This is a genomic window from Pontixanthobacter aestiaquae (assembly GCF_009827455.1).
Classification (GTDB): Bacteria; Pseudomonadota; Alphaproteobacteria; order Sphingomonadales; family Sphingomonadaceae; genus Pontixanthobacter; species Pontixanthobacter aestiaquae.
This window is the reverse complement of sequence record NZ_WTYZ01000001.1, coordinates 2428011-2445292: the sequence shown is the minus strand read 5'-3', so window position 1 is coordinate 2445292 and position 17282 is coordinate 2428011. Positions and strand designations below refer to the sequence as shown.

The following is a 17282-nucleotide window of genomic DNA, read 5'->3' as shown; positions in this document are numbered from 1 at the left end:
CTGACCGATTCAGGACGGGGCGTGATGATCCGCAACATTGCGGTGCTGGTGGGCGCTTTGGCGCTCAGTGGCTGCATCACGCCTCTTCCGGACCTGACCCAATCGCGCAGTCCGTGCCGGAGCGAACCGGGCGGCTGGTGCGGTTTCGTGCGGGAGGCTGCGGTGGAGAGCTACGCCTATGCGATGCTCAGCTCCAATGCTTACAAGGACGATGATACCTACACGCGGCTGCCTCTGGCCTTTGTGGAGCGTAAGGCGGCGGATAATGATGAGAGCGGTCTCGCTTATTCGGTGTTCGACAAATACGAAATGCGCGGCAGCGAGCGCGGCAAGCTGATCGCCAGAGTGCTCGCATTTCGCGGGACCGAAGCCGGCTCCACGTCAGATATTTTCTCCGGATCGTTGGGCGATGGCCAGCGCAACGGTGCGCGCATGGTTTACGATGCTGAGCGGGCGCAACTCGATGCGGAATTGCTCCAGACGGTGCCGCTCCAAGTCACCGGCCATTCGCTGGGCGGCGCGCTGGCAACGCAGATATCTATCGAGAACCCGCAGGTCCGGGCCTATGTGTTTAACACCTCGCCCTTTTTCAGCGGCGATCCGATGGCCAATGCTATGGACCGACTTGCGGTATCCGAACGCGGCGAGTTCCTGCGCGTCCTGCGGCGATACAAAGCGTCCCCTGCTGCCGATGTTCTGGTGATTAACTGCAATCCGTCAGCCGGAACAGGTGCCAAGCACAGCATTCGGAAACTTGCCGATTGCCTGACATGGATTGCAGCCTACGATGATCCGGCCGCCTATGCTGCGCTGGAGCCGAACGACATCCAAAAGCCCGAAGTGGAATGCGGTGACGCGAACAAGCTGCATCCGGGTCCTGTCACAGGGCAACAGCCGCTATGTGTGCATGCGGTCCGGGCTGAAGACAAAGACGTCTCGAACTAAAGTCCCGTTCGAACGAGCCAGTCGTGGAACAGCCGGACCGGGCGCGATTCGAGCGCGGTCGGCTTGCAGATGAACCAATAGCTGTAAGGACTCTCGACCTCGATATCGAACAGATGCGCGAGGCGGTTGTCGGCGGCGCGTTTCATATGGTCGTCATGCATGATCGCAATGCCCAGGCCCTGTGCGGCGGCTTCCAGCATCAATTGACCGGAATCGTAATGGTCGATCGCAGCGGGATCCATCGCATCAAGACCCAGTGCTTGCTTCCAGGCTTCGAAACTTGCGGGAAGCTCGTTGTGGATCAGGAAGGTTTGCTTCGCCAGCTTCTCGATATCGGGCGAGGGGCCGAGGGCTTTGGCGATCTCCGTGCTGCAAATCGCGTGCACCATATTGTGATCAAGTCTGACGGCATGCAGTCCCGTGTCGGGGCCGCGCGACAGGATAATCGCGGCGTCCAGCGTATCGCCAACGCGGTCATCCAGATGCGGTCCGGTGTCGATATCGATATGGAGCAATGGGTGGCGTTTGCGCAGCTCGCCGAGATGCGGGAACAGGCGCTGGCTACCGAACAGGGGCAATACACCGAGTCTTAGACGCAGCAGCGACAGATTTTCGGACTGGTTTTCAATTGCCATCGCAAGCGCGTCGAGGGGCTCAGCGATGGCATCATGAAATGCCTGACCTTCATCGGTCAGTTGCATCGCTTGCTTGGCGCGGGTGAACAGTTTTTTGCCGGTAAATTCTTCGAGATTCGCGATCCGCCGGGACAAAGCAGAGGGGCTCAGCCCAAGCTCATCCGCTGCCGCGCGCGCAGACCCCAAGCGCACCGTGCGCATGAAGGCTTCGAGTGCGCGAAGAGGCGGCAAGCGGCGAGTTGGCATGATGCGGTAAACCTTTGTCCCTGTTCACCATGCCAACGCACTTGCAGCCAGTTAGTTGCAAAAAACGGCAGACTACCGGAAATTATTTGCCGTTACCCTCGTCTGCGCTTTCTGCAGGAGGGTGCAAACGCATGCGCTTCACATGCGTTTCGTCGGCAGCGGTTATTTCAATGCGCCATCCACTGGGGTGCTCGACCACAGTGCCAACTGTCGGGACTTGCTCGGCCAGAACGAACGCGAGCCCGCCAAGCGTGTCGACCGATTCTTCTACCTCCGCCAAACGCTTGTCGACCATGTCAGCAACATCGTCCAATTCGGCGCGGGCGTCGCAATCCCACATGCCTTCACCAATCGGCGTGATTAGCTCTTCGGGCAAATCATCATGCTCGTCTTCGATCTCGCCGACGATTTCCTCGACCAGATCCTCGATCGTGATGATGCCATCAGTGCCGGAAAACTCGTCGAGCACAATCGCCAGATGCATTCGGGCAGAACGCATGTCCGCAAGCACATCAATAGCGCTGCGTGCTTGCGGCACGTACAGAGGTTGACGCATCAGCGTAGTCCAATCAGCCGGCGGAGGTGTGGCCTTTGCCAGAAACGGGAATACGTCCTTGATGTGGATCATCCCGATTACAGAATCGAGTTGCCCGCGATATACGGGCATCCTCGAATGGCCGTTCTCGGAAAAGCTCTCGATCAAATCGTCCCAGCTGGCATCCGCCGACACCGCAACAATCTCTCCGCGCGGGACGGACACGTCATCTGCGTCATGCTCGCTGAAATGGAGGAGGTTGCGCAGCATTTGCCGCTCGACACCAGACAAGTCGCCATTGGTCGGCGTTTGCTCGTCGTCATTTGGATTTTCATCCTCATGCTCGTCGATCTTCTCTTCCAACTGCGCGCGCAGGGAGCGATCGCCGCCATCGGCACCAAGGAATTTTCGAATCGCGGGCCACAGCCCGCTTCTACTGTCCGCGTCTCCGGCGGAATTATCGATGTCGGGCATGGCCCTTCGTGGGTACTCCTAAAATGTCCATCATTCGTCTCGATCCCCATATGGGTCTGCTATCCCCATACTCGCAAGGGCCTGAATCTCCAATCCCTCCATATGCTCGGCATGTTCGGTGGATATCTCGTGGTCGTGGCCCGCGAGGTGGAGCAGCCCGTGAACTATGAGGTGGGCCGCGTGGTGTGCGAGTGGGATGTTCTTTCCCTCGGCCTCATGCTTGCAGGTTTCGTAAGCAAGCGCGAGATCACCGAGTATAACAGGAGGACCATTCGGCGCGAGATTGAGCAGTTCGTCTCGGCTAAGCATCGGGAAGGACAGGACGTTGGTCGGCTTGTCCCGCTCGCGCCATTCGCGGTTGAGAGTGTGGACTTCAGTGTCTGTCGTGAAGAGCAGGCTGGTCGAGAGGCGGGTATTGGCGAGTTCGGTGGCTACAATCGCGGCAGCGCGAGTAGCGCGTTCTGCCAGCGTTTCCCATTCATCATCGGGCCAACCTTCAATGTCGATTTCCAAATCCATTGTCATTGCGAACGTAGCGAAGCAATCCAGAGCAGCAAAGCGCTAGCCCTAGATTGCCGCGGGACCCATAGTCCCTCGCAATGACGGGATGTTACGCATCCGGCCCCTCATACGCCTCTACAATGCGGCCCACGATGGGGTGCCGTACCACGTCGGCGCGGGTGAAGCGGGTCACGCCGATACCGTCGACATTCTCCAGCTTATGAACCGCATCGGCCAAGCCAGACATCCTGTCACCGCCCGGGATATCGACTTGCTTTGGATCACCGCACACCACCATCCGGCTGTTCTGGCCGAAGCGGGTGAGAAACATTTTCATCTGTTCCTTGGTGGTGTTCTGGGCCTCGTCCAAAATCACAAATGCATCGGCTAGGGTGCGTCCGCGCATAAAAGCGATGGGAGCAATTTCAATCTCGCCGCTTTCGATCCGGCGCTCAACTTGCTCGGGCGGCATACAATCGAACAGCGCATCGTAGAGAGGGCGCAGATAGGGATCGACCTTGTCCTTCATATCACCCGGTAGAAAGCCGAGTTTTTCGCCCGCTTCAACCGCTGGCCGCGACAGGATCAAGCGTTGAACGCTGCCGGTGATCAGCTGGCTCACGGCTTGCGCCACTGCAACATAGGTCTTGCCGGTACCCGCAGGACCAAGCGCGAAGATTACATCGTCACGCGCAAGCTGCTGCATATAGCTGGCCTGCATTTTGGAGCGCGGAACGATGGTCTTGCGCCGGGTGCGGATCATGATGGGCGGAATGTTTTTGTCCCCGTTCACGATGCCATCGAGCGTCGGCTCGTTCGACATAGCGATGACGGATTCGATGGCGCCAGCGTCCAGGTCCTGTCCTTGCGCAAGCCGGTCGTACAATGCCTGCAGCACATCACGCGCACGGGCGACGCTGTCTTCCGGTCCCTCCAGATGCAGCGTATCGCCGCGCGCAGAGATAAATACGCCGAGGCGGTTCTCGATCTGCACCAGATTGGCGTCAAACTGTCCGAAAAGCGGAACCAGCAGCGACTGGTTTTCGAAATTCATATCCACCTGAGCGCGGCGAATCTCGCGCTGGGGGACGGGCGGTGATGAGAGCGCCGGTGCGGCGCTCGAAGTTTTACGAGCCATATATTCCTAAATGGGGCCTTTCTGTTCCGACTCGGAGGATAGGCCGATGCGCGCGGGAGGCAAGCGGGTGCATAATATGTAGCGGTGGAAAGTCACCGATCTGCAACACTCGGTGTCAGGCTAGTACGGTTTCCAACAGGCGCCCGCCGAGAGATTGCTGGCCAGCCTGGATGAGCTCAACCTGCGCCAGATCACCGATTTGCACATCACCGGTGAAGTGGACCGATTGGAGCCATGGCGATTTGCCGAGCCATTGGCCGTCGAGCTTGCCTTTGCGTTCTACCAGCACTTCGCAGGTCTTCCCGACGCTGGCGTCGTTGAAGGCTTGCTGGTCGCGGCGGAGTGAAGCTTGGAGGCGCTGGAGGCGTTCGTCCATCACTTCGAGCGGAACCTGATCGTCCATCGTTGCGGCGGGCGTGCCGGGGCGGGGCGAGTATTTGAAGCTATAGGCCTGCGCATAGCGAACTTCGTCGACGATCTTGAGCGTGTCTTCGAACTCGGCATCGGTTTCGCCGGGGAAGCCGACAATGAAATCGCCCGACAGCGCCAGATCGGGCCGGGCCGCACGGAAGCGTTCGAGCAATTTGAGATAGCTCTCCGCCGTGTGACTGCGGTTCATCGCTTTCAGCACGCGGTCATTGCCGCTTTGCACGGGCAGATGCAGATAGGGCATCAGCTTCTCGATCTCGCCATGCGTATCGATCAGCTCGTCATCCATATCGGCGGGATGGCTAGTCGTGTAGCGGATGCGCTTGAGGTCAGGGTCTTTAGCGAGAGCGCGGATCAGGCCCGCCATGCCGATTTTGCGGCCTGCTTCGTCTTCGCCAGTCCATGCGCTGACATTCTGGCCCAGCAGAGTGATTTCTTTTGCGCCGGCTTCCACCAGCTTTTTCGCTTCATCAACCAAGGCACTGTAAGGACGAGAGATCTCTGCACCGCGCGTGTAAGGTACTACGCAATAGGTGCAGAATTTGTCACAGCCTTCTTGGATGGTCAGGAAACTACCAGGCGACACTTTGCGGCGGCTGGGTAGCTCGGCAAATTTCGCATCCGCAGGCATATCGGTATCGGTGGAACGGACACCGTTGACGGCATTGTCGATCATGCCGGGAAGGCGATGATAGGCTTGCGGGCCGACGACCATCGACACAGCCGGCGCGCGTTCCATAATCTCTTCGCCTTCGGCCTGCGCAACGCAGCCAGCGACCGCGATCATTGGCGCTTTCTTCTGCGTCTTGCCTTTGGTCAGGCGGCCAATATCCGAATAGACTTTCTCCGCCGCCTTCTCGCGAATATGGCATGTGTTGAGCACAACCAGATCGGCGTCTTCGCCCTCAAGGGCTTCGGTGATGCCCTTCTCGGCCAGCATTTCGGCCATCCGCTCGCCGTCGTAGACGTTCATCTGGCAGCCAAAGCTTTTGACCCGGTAGGTCTTGGGAGGCGCGGTCTTTTGCATGGGTGTGCCCTTTACGGCCTAAGCGCGACTGCCGCAATGGCTAGGCGTCCTCTACAGGTTCCCGGTCCCGCACATCCTTCGGCGCGGCGTAGCGGATCGGGACAACGTCGTGCTTGAATTCGCGCAACGGCTTGTCGAGTGACGATAGCAAGGCCGCTTCGATGGCTGCTCTTGCCCTTGCTCCTATAGCTTTGCGTCCGCGGAATTCTTCGGGGCTGAAAGGCTCGAGAAAATGCAGTTTTAGCTCGAACGTGCCTTTGCGTGACAGGATGCGCTTGGCGTTGTTGACACCGCTTTCATTGCCAACCCAGCCGATTTCCTCTGCCACCGGTCCGTAATCAATCAGCACCGGTTGCACGAGCACGTCTTTGGGAGGCGGTTCGAGCACGCTGAGCATGGATGTTTTAAAGGGCAGTAGCGATTGTCCGTCAGTTGTCGTTCCCTCAGGAAATACCGTGACCGACCAATTGTCTTCCAAAGCTTCACGCAATGCATTGATCTGTTCGGCTACGCCCGACCGGTTTTCGCGTTTGACGTGGACGGTGCGGTTGAGGCTACACAGCCAGCCGATAACGGGCACTTCTGCCAATTCCGCCTTGGCCACGAATGCCGTTCCGCTCGCCCCTGCGAGTGCAAGAATATCGAGCCATGACACATGGTTGGCGACGAAGAACACATCGCGCCGCAGCGGCGTGCCGATCTTGCGAACCTTGGCCCCGCTGACGCGCGCGGCATAGCGCAAGAACAACATGGGGAAGGGCGACCCGTATTTCAAAATGCGGTAGATATAATGGAGCGGAACGAAGACGATCAGCAGCACAATGAGAGCCAATACGCGCAGTGTGAAGCGCACCCATCCTATCATCGAAAGCGGGGTTGTCTCGCCGGCTTGTGCGGCGTCGCGCAGTTCCTGGCTGATCAAGCCTCGCTATCCTTAGCCCGCCCCAGTTTTACGCCGTACAATTCCATCCGGTGATCAACGAGACGATAGCCGAGTTTTTCGGCAATCGTTTTCTGCAGGGCTTCCAGTTCTGGATCGACAAATTCGACCACGTCGCCGCTTTCCACATCAATCAAATGGTCGTGATGCGCCTCGGGAGCGGCTTCATAACGCGCACGGCCATCGCCGAAATCGTGACGATCGAGAATGCCAGCTTCTTCGAACAGTCGGACTGTCCGGTAAACGGTTGCAATCGAGATCTTAGAATCGATGGCGGAAGCGCGTTCATGCAGCAATTCAACATCGGGATGGTCATCGCTTTCGGACAGCACACGGGCGATCACGCGCCGCTGCTCGGTAATGCGAAGCCCACGCTCTGCGCAAAGTTGTTCCAGATCGATCCGTTGCTGCACTGGGAGTCCCTATTATGAAAAACGCCCCGTAGCCTTAGAGGTACGGAGCGTTCTTCTCAAGCCAGCAATCCTAAGCAAATGCGCGGGGGATTCCGGCGATGATTGAGCAGCTAGGTTACGCCGCCTTTTTCTTGCGGCCGCGTTTTTGGCCAGGCTTACGGCCAAGGCCGATTTTCTTGGCAAGATCGCGGCGGCGTTCCGAATAGCTTGGTGCGACCATCGGATAGTCCGATGGAAGATCCCAGCGCGCGCGGTACTCGTCCGGTGTCATATTATACTCGGTCATCAAATGACGCTTGAGCATTTTGAACTTCTTACCGTCTTCCAGACAGACAATATAGTCCTTCTTGACTGACGAGCGGATAGAAACCGCTGGCTCAGGCCGTTCTTCGACAGGGTCCTCGTCCCGTCCAAGTCCAGCCAATGCGCCGTATACATTGGTAATCAGTGAAGGCAGTTCTTCGCCATCGACATTGTTGTTGCTGACATGTGCAGCAACGATATCGGACGTGAGCGTAATTAGCGTCTCCGCCATATCATCTTCAAATTTTTCCATGATTTGTCCTCATCAAAGGTTGCGACCACTATTTTTTTTATCCGCCTTTTTCACGGCACCGTTGCCCATGGACCAGCTGCGCAATAGTATCAAGTGGAGGGCTGGCCAATACTCTGCAGATTGGTCCGATGGGGATCGAAATATTTCTAAAGCGATAACGCCATTGTAATGGCGTCTATTCTGGTGCCGTTGGCTGCCTTGTAGTACTGCTCTCGTCTGCCGATCGGCTCAAAACCCATGGAACGGTACAGCTTGTCGGCCGGATTGTTCGCTCGCATCTCAAGGAAGATTTTGGCCGCTCCGCGCTTGCGCGCGTCATCTATAAACTTTTGTAACAGTTCTCTTCCGAGCCCGCTTCCGCGAAGTTCAGGGCGAATGGCGATGAGTAAAAGTTCTTCTTCACCAGAGATTGTCTTGATGAGGGAGAACCCGGCCGCGGGTGCAGCCTCCGCGGGTTCATCACCATTGGCATCAATCAGGCGGTAGCGATTGTGGGGCATCAATAACGAGTCCGTCAGCTGGCGGCGATTCCACGCTTCTCCCCATTGGGGATCAAAGGCCGCTTCCATCACCTCCATCATCTTGTCGATGTGATCGCCCGATTTTCCCGTCATGACGTCTTTGTAGGCAATTTGGCGTCGGGCGCACGGCCATAGATTGGCGCGGTGTTGGGGGAAAGAAGTGTGGTTGGAATGGAGAGCGCGTGGCTTGCATCGGGCAGCAGGCTGAGCGCTATGCCGTGGCCGCGCTCGGCCACGAAAGCCTGGGCCTGCGATCCGGCAATCAGATCGATTTCAAAAGATTGCGCCGCATCCGCAGGTTTGACCGACGCGTGGTCCGCAGCAGGTTTGCCGCTTGCGCCGAAGGGCTGCACGAACCACTCTCCATGCCCGCCGGTCATGCACGAAAGCACTGGCACCTCCCCATGCTCTGCACGAGCCATAGCAGCGACCAGTGCGAGTGTGGGATACCCGGCAATTTCTGCGGTCCAAGCGTAAGCGAGAGCCCGCGCGGTCGCGACGCCGATGCGCACGCCGGTAAAGCTGCCCGGACCGCGTGAGACGAGAATCCGGTGCGCTTTTCCTTTGTCCGGAAGCGCTGCGATCATCGGCACCAGCCGTTCTGCATGGCCGCGCCCCAATACGGCGTGAGTATTGGCGATGAGAGTGTCGTCTTCGAATAGCGCGACCGAGCAGGCTTCGGTCGCGCAATCGATTGCCAATGTCCGCATCGGTTTTTTCATTGGGGCGCGCGATGCCACGCGGTGCAGCTAATCGTCAATCAGCTCAGACGACGCGGTTGAACTTTTCAAAGTCTGGCCGGGGGCTGCGGTCGAAGATTGTCGACGGATCGCCATAGCCGATGGAGCAAACCCAATCGGCCTTAACCTTCGGATCGTCGCCAAAATATTCGTCCGTCACTTCGTCGAGATCAATGCCCGACATTGGTCCGCAATCGAGGCCGATGGCTCGTGCAGCCATGATCAGATAGGCACCCTGCAAGGCAGAATTGCGCGCTGCGCCTTCCTTGCGTCCTTCTTCGTCGCCTTCGAACCAGCTCTTGGCGTCCGCATGCGGAAACAGCCACGGTAGCTCTTCATGAAAGTCGATATCGTACCCGATAATTACAGTTACCGGTGCCGCTCTGATTTTGTCCTTATTTCCATCGGACGCCATTTCGGCAAGCTTCGCCTTTTCTTCTTCGGATCGGACCCACACCAGACGGACTGGTTGCATATTGGCGGAGGTTGGCGCCATCTTCAGCAGATCGTAAATTTTCTGTATCTGCGCTTCGGAGACGTCTTTGTCGTGCCAGCCATTATACGTGCGCGCTTCGTTGAATAGTTGATCGAGCGCGTCTGCCGACAGAATGTTGTCGTGAAATTGTGTGGTCATAAGGTCCTCTTGAAGTCGTAACGGATGCCCGAAAATCAGGCTGCACGAACCTCAACGACTTCAGGGACATAATGTTTCAGCAAACCTTCAATTCCATGCTTCAAAGTTGCAGTTGAAGAGGGGCAGCCCGAGCACGCGCCTTGCAATGTTAGATAGACGACTCCGTCTTTGAAGCCGCGATAGGCGATATCGCCGCCGTCGCCAGCTACTGCTGGGCGAACGCGGGTTTCGAGCAATTCGTTGATCTGCGCGACAATTTCGGCGTCCTCGGGATCGTCTTCGACCACCATGTCTGCATCATCTGCGGGTACCGAGATACCGCTGGCATCACCACCGACGAATAGCGGTGCTTCCGAAACAAAGTGATCGAGCAGAATCGAAACGACTTGCGGTTTCAACGCTGACCAATCCGCCCCAGGAGCAGCGGTAACGGAGATGAAATCGCCGCCAAAGAATACCAACACCACTTCGCCTGTATCGAAGATCGCCTGCGCCAAAGGCGATATTTCGGCGGCTTCGGGCGAGGCGAATTCGCGCGTGCCGCTGGGCATGACTTGCTGGCCAGGCAGGAATTTGAGGCTAGCGGGGTTTGGGGTTGTTTCGGTCTCTATAAACATGGCTGTTATGTAGGGATCAGCCGTACCGCTCACAAGATGCATCACGCCCAAGAATACTTCGCGTCCATTCACTTTCGCTTCATAGGTTTGCCGCTTATATGCCGGGTATGATCACTTTCACGCGTACCATGCGGCACACCGCGCTTCTTCTCCCACTGGCTCTCTTGGCTCCGCAAGCGACAGCGCAAGACGGAATGGTTACGTCAGCTCCGCAGGCGCTGCAGACCGGTGACGAGACTCCATGGATATACATCGATAGCGATGTTCCGCGTGATAGAGAGTGGCTGTGGGGAGCGATGGATAACGGTCTGCGCTATGCCACGCGCGCGAATGGCGTTCCGCCCAACCAGATATCGATCCGTGTCCGGATCGATGCAGGATCGCTGCATGAAAAAGATAGCGAGCGCGGCTTTGCGCATTTGCTCGAACATTTGACTTTCCGTGAGAGCAAATATCTAGGGCAAGCTGAGGCTATTCCAACATGGCAGCGCCTTGGCGCAACATTCGGTAGCGATACCAATGCCGAAACCAGCCCGACCCATACCGTCTACAAACTCGATTTACCCAATGCGACACCGGCGAAGGTCGAGGAGAGCTTCAAACTGATTTCGGGCATGATCCGTGAGCCGGTTCTCTCGGCGGAAAACTTGGCGGCAGAGATCCCGATTGTGCTGGCTGAGAAGCGCGAACGCGGCGGTCCGGCAGTGCGCGTCGGCGACAAGAGCCGTGAAACTTATTTCGCCGGGCAGTTGCTGGGTGTGCGGTCTCCAATTGGGACCGAAGAAACGCTTAAAGCTGCCACGGCAGAAGCGATGCAGGCGTTCCATGATCGCTGGTATCGCCCTGAGAATACCGTGATATCGGTGGCGGGCGACTTCGATCCGATGCAATTTGCAGGTTTGATCGAACAATATTTCGGCGATTGGCAGGGCAAAGGTCCGCTGACGCCGGCACCCGATTTTGGCGATCCGGTTGCGCCCCCTGGCGCTGATCCAGATAATCCGATTGGCGAAGTGGCCGTTATGGTCGAACCCGACCTGCAGCGCACATTCTCTTATATATATTTGCGCCCCTGGCGGCAGGTTAAGGATACAGTCGCGTATAATGAAGGGCGGCTGGCTGACTCGCTGGCTATCGCGATTATCCAACGGCGGCTGGAGGCTCGCGCGCGGGCTGGAGGGTCTTTTCTTTATGCTGGCATTTCCGAGGACAAGGTTAGTCGTTCGGCAAATTTAACATCGATTTCGTTTACGCCGCTGACCGCCGATTGGCGCAAGGCGCTCGCTGAAGTGCGCGGCATTGTTGCTGATGCAAAAATGACTCCGCCAACGCAGGAAGAGATCGACCGCGAAGCAGCGGAATATGATTCGATCTTTGTCAGCCTGGTTGAACAACGCGCTGTTATGGCGGGCTCTGCATTGGCAGACGAGGTCGTCAGCGCTGTCGATATTCGTGAAGCTGTCGCCGCGCCCGAGACGTTCCTCGAAGTGTTTCGCAGCATGAAGGACAAGGTCACGCCGCAGGAAATTCTCGAACGCACCCGAAACCTGCTTAAGGGTGATGTTATCCGCGCCGCCTATGTTACGCCGGCAATCGGCGAAGCGACCGAGGCAGACATTACAGCTGCATTGCAGGAAGAGGTGGTTCCGGCCAGCGATGTACGTCTTGCGGCGAAGTCGATTTCCTTTGACGAGTTACCACCAGTGGGTGAGCCCGGAACCATCCTGTCGCAGCGCCCGCTCGGCATACTTGGCATTGAGCGCGTCGAGTTCGCCAATGGCACGCGGGCACTGTTGTGGTCGAACAAAGCTGAACCAGGCCGCGTGGCTGTTCGGATGCGGTTTGGCGCAGGTCTGCGCGCGTTTGATAGCGATCAATCCGCTTATATCGGCCTTGGAGAAAGCGCTTTGGTCGGTTCCGGCCAAGGTGAATTGGGCCAAGAAGAACTCGACCGGATCACAACCGGCCGTGTGATGGGCTTCAATGTCGAGATTACCGATTCCGAATTCGTATTTGCGGCGCAGACGAGGGACGCAGATCTTGATGACCAGCTCTATCTGTTCGCCAACAAGCTGTCCGATCCGCGCTGGGACCCCAATCCGGTCCTGCGCTCGAAGGCGGCACAAACACTGTCCTATGCCGGATATGCAACAAGTCCTGGCGCAGTGCTGCAACGCGATCTCGACTATTTTGTGACCGATCAGGATGGCCGTTACAAAACAGCCGACACCGATGATTTGGCAGCTGCCACGCCAGACGGTTTCCGTGAAGTCTGGGCTCCGCTACTGGAGCAAGGCGAAATCGAAGTGGTGATTTTCGGTGATTTCGATCAGGCGCGAACGATTGAAACTCTGCGCAAAACGCTCGGGGCATTGCCGCCGCGTAAACCGATCCCCGTCAAAGCGCTGGCCAGCGTTCCGTCATTCCCTAATGTCGATAGCGAAACGATTGTGCGAAAACACCGCGGCGATGCCAATCAGGCAGCCGCTGTCGTGGCTTGGCCAACCGGTGGCGGTGTTGCCGGACTGCCCGAGTCCCGTCAGCTCGAAATCCTCGTGAGCCTGTTCAATAACCGGTTGGTTGATGCAATGCGTGAGCGCGCTGGTGCAAGTTATTCGCCGACGGTATTCTCTAATTGGCCAGTAGATCTTTCTACCGGAGGACGCATTACGGCCTTGGCACAGCTGGAGCCGGAAGACGTGCCGGTATTCTTCGCTGCGGCAGATAGTATCGCGCGAGATCTTGCCGCTAATCCTCCCAGTGCAGATGAACTGGAAAGAGCGACCGAGCCGCTCAAACAGCAGATTACCCGGGCATCAACCGGCAATCTGTTCTGGCTGTATCAAGTCCAGGGATCGAGCGCGAACCCGAGCAGGCTCTATTCGCTGCGGACATTACGGTCAGACTATAGCGAAACCACGCCGGAGCGGATGCAGGCATTGGCTCAGCGCTATCTCGCGTCTCGTCCAGGGTGGCGCATGGCGATCATTCCGGAAGGGCAGGAGCTTGCGACGACCGTGCGTGATATTTCGCCCGCACCGGTCGCGCGGGTGCCTGCGCAAACCACTGGTCGCTAAGCCTGCCGGTATAGCGCGCCAAGCAGGGCTTGCCCCTGCACAGCATTTCTTGCGCTTGCGCCGGTGATACCTTTGCTATTGGGTAATAGCGGGCGTATTTGCGCGCTCTCGATCGATGAAAGACAGGTACTAACGTGACACAGAACTGGACTCCCGATAGCTGGAAAGCGCACGAAGCACGGCATTTGCCGCGCTACGAAGACGCAGCTGCGCTTGCGGATGCGGAGCAGACTCTGTCGAACTATCCGCCTCTGGTCTTTGCTGGTGAGGCGCGCAATTTGAAAGCTGATCTGGCCGATGTGGCCCAGGGCAAGGCGTTTCTGCTGCAAGGCGGCGATTGCGCCGAGAGCTTTGCAGAATTCCATCCGAACAATATCCGCGACACGTTCCGTGTATTGCTGCAGATGGCAGTTGTACTGACTTATGCCGGCAAAGTGCCAGTGGTTAAAGTTGGCCGGATGGCGGGCCAGTTCGCCAAGCCGCGCAGCAGCGATACCGAGACCAAAGACGGCGTGACGCTGCCGAGCTATTTCGGCGATAATGTGAACGGGATCGAGTTCGATCCCGCGCGCCGCAGGAATGACCCCGAGCGCATGGTGCGCGCTTACTCGCAGGCGGCGGCAACGCTCAACCTGCTGCGTGCTTTTGCCAGCGGTGGTTACGCCAATCTGCGCCAGGTCCACAAATGGACTCTCGATTTCATGGACCGCAGCCCGTGGGCGGACAAGTTCGCTCTGACGGCCGACCGGATCGGCGAAGCGCTCGATTTTATGGAAGCCTGCGGAGTTGATCCCGACACCGTACCGCAGTTGCAGCGGACCAGTTTCTACACCAGCCACGAGGCCTTATTGCTTCCATACGAGCAAAGCCTGACGCGCCAGGATTCCTTGACCGGCGATTGGTACGACACCAGCGCGCATATGGTCTGGATTGGTGACCGGACGCGCTTTGAAGGCAGTGCCCATATCGAATTCGCACGCGGGATCAGCAATCCACTGGGTATGAAATGCGGTCCATCGATGGAGCCGGATGTTCTCTTGAAGTTGCTCGACACGCTAAACCCGTCACGCGAAGCGGGGCGCATTACGCTGATCAGCCGCTTTGGCCACGATAAAGTCGAGGCAGGTCTGCCGAAGCTGGTTCGCGCGGTTACGGCAGAGGGGCACCCCGTTGTGTGGTCTTGTGATCCGATGCACGGCAATGTCATCAAATCGGATAGTGGCTACAAAACCCGTCCGTTCGATCGGATTCTGAGCGAGGTGAAGGGTTTCTTCGCCGTTCACCGCGCTGAGGGAACCCATGCTGGCGGTATCCATATAGAGATGACCGGACAGGACGTGACCGAGTGTGTCGGAGGCGCTGTAGGCATTGCCGATGAACGGCTTGGCGACCGGTATCACACCCATTGCGATCCGCGTCTCAATGCCGCGCAATCGCTCGAGCTGGCTTTCCTGCTGGCCGAGATGATGACAATGGAAGCGGGGCATTCCCAAGCGGACGCCGCCTGATCAGGTTTGAGCCAGATTTTCTCGAACTAGGTCTTTCAAAGGCAACGGAAATTTGTCATTGTACTGCTTCCTGAATTTTCAGGCGCGGTCGCAACAGGAGAAATGGTGTGCCGAATGCTAACGCGGCCACTTCCGCCGCACCGTTAGACAGTCTAGCTGACCGTTATCGCGCTACCCGTACGCTGACTTCCGGGTTGCTTGACCAGCTTTCGGAGGCGGACGCAACGCTGCAATCTATGGAAGATGCTTCGCCCGCAAAATGGCATTTGGGGCATACCAACTGGTTTTTCGAAACATTTCTGCTGCGTGACCACAAGCCCGGCTACGAACTGTATGACGAGCGTTGGCCGTTCGTATTCAATTCCTATTACGAAGCCGAAGGAGTGCGTATTGCCCGTTTTTCTCGCGGGATGTTGTCGCGGCCGACCGTTGAGCAAATTGGTGAGTGGCGCGAGGTAATTGATGAGGCGATGTCGTCTATGCTTGACGATCCCAGGTTTGCTCCACTGATCGAATTAGGCATCGCGCATGAACAACAGCATCAGGAATTGCTGTTAACCGACATCAAACACGCATTGTTCCGAAATCCGCTTGCTCCGGCGATGTATGAAAATGCACCTTCCAGAGTCGCGCCGCCGCAAGCGAGGGATTGGCATCAACACCCTGGCGGTATTGCTCTGATCGGACATGATGGTGCCAATATGGATGGTGATTTTGCGTATGATAATGAGGGGCCGCAGCATCAAGTGCTTCTTACACCCTTTGCTCTCGCACCGAACCTTGTGACAAATGCGGAGTGGCAGCAGTTTGTCGACGATGGCGGTTACGCCAATCCCTTGCTCTGGCTTTCCGATGGCTGGGCATGGGTGAACCGGGAAAAGATCGCAGCGCCGCTTTACTGGTATGAGGATGAGCAGTTCACCCACACGGGATGGACCAAGCGCGACCCCAATGCACCCGTAACGCATATATCCTATTTCGAGGCAGATGCATTCGCGACATGGGCGGGACAGCGCCTGCCTACAGAATTTGAGTGGGAGGCGGCAGCTCAATCATCCGATCCCGCGTCAGGCAATCAGCTCGATGGTGCCCATGCTCCCCTGCCGCTTGGCGGTTCGGGCTTGTTCGGGGATTGTTGGCAATTCACCCGTTCCGCTTATGGGCCCTATCCGCGTTTTTCATGCGCAAACGGCGCAATCGGCGAATATAATGGCAAGTTTATGAGTGGGCAGTTCGTTCTGCGCGGGGCGAGTTGCGCCACACCGCGCGGGCACTCGCGCAGCACGTACCGCAATTTCTTCTACCCACATCAGCGGTGGCAATTTACCGGGCTGCGGCTCGCCAAGGATATTTAATGGACGGTAATTCGGGCTTGGAATTGGTGGACCGCGATGAAGAAGGCGTTGACCGGGCGTTTCGCGCGGATGTGTTGACCGGGCTGTCGGAGGCACAAAAGGCGATTCCGGCGCGTTGGCTGTATGACGATGCCGGATCGCAATTGTTCGAAGATATCACCGAACTGCCCGAATATTATCCGACGCGTGCAGAAACCGAGATACTTACCGCTCGCGGTGCTGACTTCGCTCTGAGCATCGGGTCTGATCGCGCAGTGGTCGAATTTGGTTCGGGCAGTTCAGTAAAAACGCCGTTGCTTTTGCGTGCGATCAATCCTGCAGCTTATGTCCCGCTCGATATTTCCGGTGACTTCCTGCGCGCAGCGGCGGCCGATCTCTCGACGAAGTTTCCAGGCCTGCCAGTCTATCCAGTGGAGGCCGATTTTATGCGCAAGGTCGCTCTGCCGCAGGCTGTCGCCGATATGCCGAAATTGGGTTTCTTCCCGGGTTCGACCATCGGAAACATGGTCGCGCGCACTGCCGTCGATTTGCTCCGTACGATGCGGGAGACGTTGGGCGCAGGGTCGCAATTGCTGATCGGAATGGATTTGATCAAAGATACCGGCGTCCTTGAAGCGGCGTATGACGATGAAGCGGGTGTCACGGCAGAATTCAATCTTAACGTGGCGCGCCGGATTAATCGCGAATTGCGCGGTACTATACCGGTCGACGATCTTCGTCATAGGGCGCGTTGGAACGATAATTTTGCCCGGATCGAGATGCATTTGGAAGCGCAGCGCGACTTAGAGTTCAACGTTGCGGGTCGCGCCTTCGCGATGGCGAAGGGCGAGACGATCCACACAGAGAACAGCCACAAATTCGACCGACGGAGTTCGGCGATACTGCTGCTCGCTGGCGGGTGGACTCCCGTTCAGCGCTGGACTGATGAAGAGGGTCGGTTCTCTTTGATACTTGCCGATGCGTCGGTGCCGAGCAATGCTCCGTGAGGGAT

General features: G+C 57.5%; 17 protein-coding genes. 5 read left to right on the top strand and 12 right to left on the bottom strand.

Annotated elements, in window-relative coordinates:
* Window positions 1–24 precede the first annotated feature (24 nt).
* On the top strand, window positions 25–945 hold the full coding sequence (locus tag GRI35_RS11720) for a lipase family protein (RefSeq protein WP_160614324.1): 921 nt from the start codon (window positions 25–27) through the stop codon (window positions 943–945).
* Here the strand turns inward: GRI35_RS11720 and GRI35_RS11715 are convergent.
* From GRI35_RS11715 to GRI35_RS11660, 12 genes are all read right to left on the bottom strand, one after another.
* Window positions 942–1826 carry a LysR substrate-binding domain-containing protein gene (locus GRI35_RS11715; RefSeq protein WP_160614323.1) on the bottom strand — a complete coding sequence of 295 codons (885 nt, stop codon included), beginning with the start codon at window positions 1824–1826 and terminating at the stop codon, window positions 942–944. The genes GRI35_RS11720 and GRI35_RS11715 overlap by 4 nt on opposite strands.
* 82 nt (window positions 1827–1908) lie before the next feature.
* Complete coding sequence (locus GRI35_RS11710; protein WP_160614322.1) at window positions 1909–2835, bottom strand: hemolysin family protein; 927 nt, start codon at window positions 2833–2835, stop codon at window positions 1909–1911.
* A 30-nt stretch (window positions 2836–2865) separates the two neighbouring features.
* Window positions 2866–3354 carry an rRNA maturation RNase YbeY gene (ybeY, locus tag GRI35_RS11705; RefSeq protein ID WP_160614892.1) on the bottom strand — a complete coding sequence of 163 codons (489 nt, stop codon included), beginning with the start codon at window positions 3352–3354 and terminating at the stop codon, window positions 2866–2868.
* Window positions 3355–3445: 91 nt separating this feature from the next.
* Window positions 3446–4474, bottom strand: coding sequence for a PhoH family protein (locus tag GRI35_RS11700; RefSeq protein WP_160614321.1), 1029 nt, complete (start codon window positions 4472–4474; stop codon window positions 3446–3448).
* A 115-nt stretch (window positions 4475–4589) separates the two neighbouring features.
* Window positions 4590–5930, bottom strand: coding sequence for a tRNA (N6-isopentenyl adenosine(37)-C2)-methylthiotransferase MiaB (miaB, locus tag GRI35_RS11695; protein WP_160614320.1), 1341 nt, complete (start codon window positions 5928–5930; stop codon window positions 4590–4592).
* Between the two features lie 40 nt (window positions 5931–5970).
* The gene (locus GRI35_RS11690; RefSeq protein WP_160614891.1) at window positions 5971–6795 is read right to left on the bottom strand and encodes a lysophospholipid acyltransferase family protein; all 825 of its coding nucleotides are present in this window, start codon (window positions 6793–6795) and stop codon (window positions 5971–5973) included.
* Window positions 6796–6848: 53 nt separating this feature from the next.
* Complete coding sequence (locus GRI35_RS11685; protein ID WP_160614319.1) at window positions 6849–7283, bottom strand: Fur family transcriptional regulator; 435 nt, start codon at window positions 7281–7283, stop codon at window positions 6849–6851.
* 115 nt (window positions 7284–7398) lie between these two features.
* Window positions 7399–7839, bottom strand: a complete 441-nt coding sequence (locus tag GRI35_RS11680; RefSeq protein WP_160614318.1) for a MucR family transcriptional regulator — start codon at window positions 7837–7839, stop codon at window positions 7399–7401.
* 146 nt (window positions 7840–7985) lie between these two features.
* Window positions 7986–8453, bottom strand: a complete 468-nt coding sequence (gene rimI / locus GRI35_RS11675; RefSeq protein ID WP_202390555.1) for a ribosomal protein S18-alanine N-acetyltransferase — start codon at window positions 8451–8453, stop codon at window positions 7986–7988.
* The gene (gene tsaB, locus GRI35_RS11670) at window positions 8450–9082 is read right to left on the bottom strand and encodes a tRNA (adenosine(37)-N6)-threonylcarbamoyltransferase complex dimerization subunit type 1 TsaB (RefSeq protein ID WP_235900209.1); all 633 of its coding nucleotides are present in this window, start codon (window positions 9080–9082) and stop codon (window positions 8450–8452) included. The genes rimI and tsaB overlap by 4 nt, the downstream gene beginning before the upstream one ends.
* Window positions 9083–9125: 43 nt before the next feature.
* A complete protein-coding gene (locus GRI35_RS11665) occupies window positions 9126–9734 on the bottom strand; it encodes a malonic semialdehyde reductase (protein WP_160614317.1) in 609 nt (202 codons plus the stop codon).
* 35 nt (window positions 9735–9769) lie between these two features.
* On the bottom strand, window positions 9770–10351 hold the full coding sequence (locus GRI35_RS11660) for a NifU family protein (RefSeq protein ID WP_160614316.1): 582 nt from the start codon (window positions 10349–10351) through the stop codon (window positions 9770–9772).
* A gap of 107 nt (window positions 10352–10458) precedes the next feature.
* Between GRI35_RS11660 and GRI35_RS11655 the strand changes: the two genes are divergently transcribed.
* The 4 genes from GRI35_RS11655 (at window position 10459) to egtD (ending at window position 17277) form a co-directional block, all read left to right on the top strand.
* Window positions 10459–13428 (top strand): M16 family metallopeptidase, encoded by a 2970-nt coding sequence (locus tag GRI35_RS11655; RefSeq protein WP_160614315.1) that lies wholly within the window; start codon window positions 10459–10461, stop codon window positions 13426–13428.
* A gap of 134 nt (window positions 13429–13562) precedes the next feature.
* Window positions 13563–14936 (top strand): class II 3-deoxy-7-phosphoheptulonate synthase, encoded by a 1374-nt coding sequence (locus tag GRI35_RS11650; protein WP_160614314.1) that lies wholly within the window; start codon window positions 13563–13565, stop codon window positions 14934–14936.
* Window positions 14937–15043: 107 nt separating this feature from the next.
* Window positions 15044–16291, top strand: a complete 1248-nt coding sequence (egtB, locus tag GRI35_RS11645) for an ergothioneine biosynthesis protein EgtB (protein WP_160614313.1) — start codon at window positions 15044–15046, stop codon at window positions 16289–16291.
* Complete coding sequence (egtD, locus tag GRI35_RS11640; protein WP_160614312.1) at window positions 16291–17277, top strand: L-histidine N(alpha)-methyltransferase; 987 nt, start codon at window positions 16291–16293, stop codon at window positions 17275–17277. Before egtB ends, egtD begins: the two co-directional genes overlap by 1 nt.
* The last annotated feature ends 5 nt before the right edge of the window (window positions 17278–17282 follow it).

Excerpts from the sequence above, each read along its gene's own strand:
- GRI35_RS11660 (WP_160614316.1), bottom strand. The coding sequence starts at position 10,351 with ATGTTTATAGAGACCGAAACAACCCCAAACCCCGCTAGCCTCAAATTC.
- GRI35_RS11710 (WP_160614322.1), bottom strand. The coding sequence starts at position 2,835 with ATGCCCGACATCGATAATTCCGCCGGAGACGCGGACAGTAGAAGCGGG.
- GRI35_RS11680 (WP_160614318.1), bottom strand. The coding sequence starts at position 7,839 with ATGGAAAAATTTGAAGATGATATGGCGGAGACGCTAATTACGCTCACG.
- tsaB (WP_235900209.1), bottom strand. The coding sequence starts at position 9,082 with ATGAAAAAACCGATGCGGACATTGGCAATCGATTGCGCGACCGAAGCC.
- GRI35_RS11690 (WP_160614891.1), bottom strand. The coding sequence starts at position 6,795 with ATGATAGGATGGGTGCGCTTCACACTGCGCGTATTGGCTCTCATTGTG.
- GRI35_RS11720 (WP_160614324.1), top strand. The coding sequence starts at position 25 with ATGATCCGCAACATTGCGGTGCTGGTGGGCGCTTTGGCGCTCAGTGGC.
- GRI35_RS11655 (WP_160614315.1), top strand. The coding sequence starts at position 10,459 with ATGATCACTTTCACGCGTACCATGCGGCACACCGCGCTTCTTCTCCCA.
- miaB (WP_160614320.1), bottom strand. The coding sequence starts at position 5,930 with ATGCAAAAGACCGCGCCTCCCAAGACCTACCGGGTCAAAAGCTTTGGC.
- GRI35_RS11715 (WP_160614323.1), bottom strand. The coding sequence starts at position 1,826 with ATGCCAACTCGCCGCTTGCCGCCTCTTCGCGCACTCGAAGCCTTCATG.
- rimI (WP_202390555.1), bottom strand. The coding sequence starts at position 8,453 with ATGACGGGAAAATCGGGCGATCACATCGACAAGATGATGGAGGTGATG.
- egtD (WP_160614312.1), top strand. The coding sequence starts at position 16,291 with ATGGACGGTAATTCGGGCTTGGAATTGGTGGACCGCGATGAAGAAGGC.
- GRI35_RS11665 (WP_160614317.1), bottom strand. The coding sequence starts at position 9,734 with ATGACCACACAATTTCACGACAACATTCTGTCGGCAGACGCGCTCGAT.
- ybeY (WP_160614892.1), bottom strand. The coding sequence starts at position 3,354 with ATGGATTTGGAAATCGACATTGAAGGTTGGCCCGATGATGAATGGGAA.
- GRI35_RS11700 (WP_160614321.1), bottom strand. The coding sequence starts at position 4,474 with ATGGCTCGTAAAACTTCGAGCGCCGCACCGGCGCTCTCATCACCGCCC.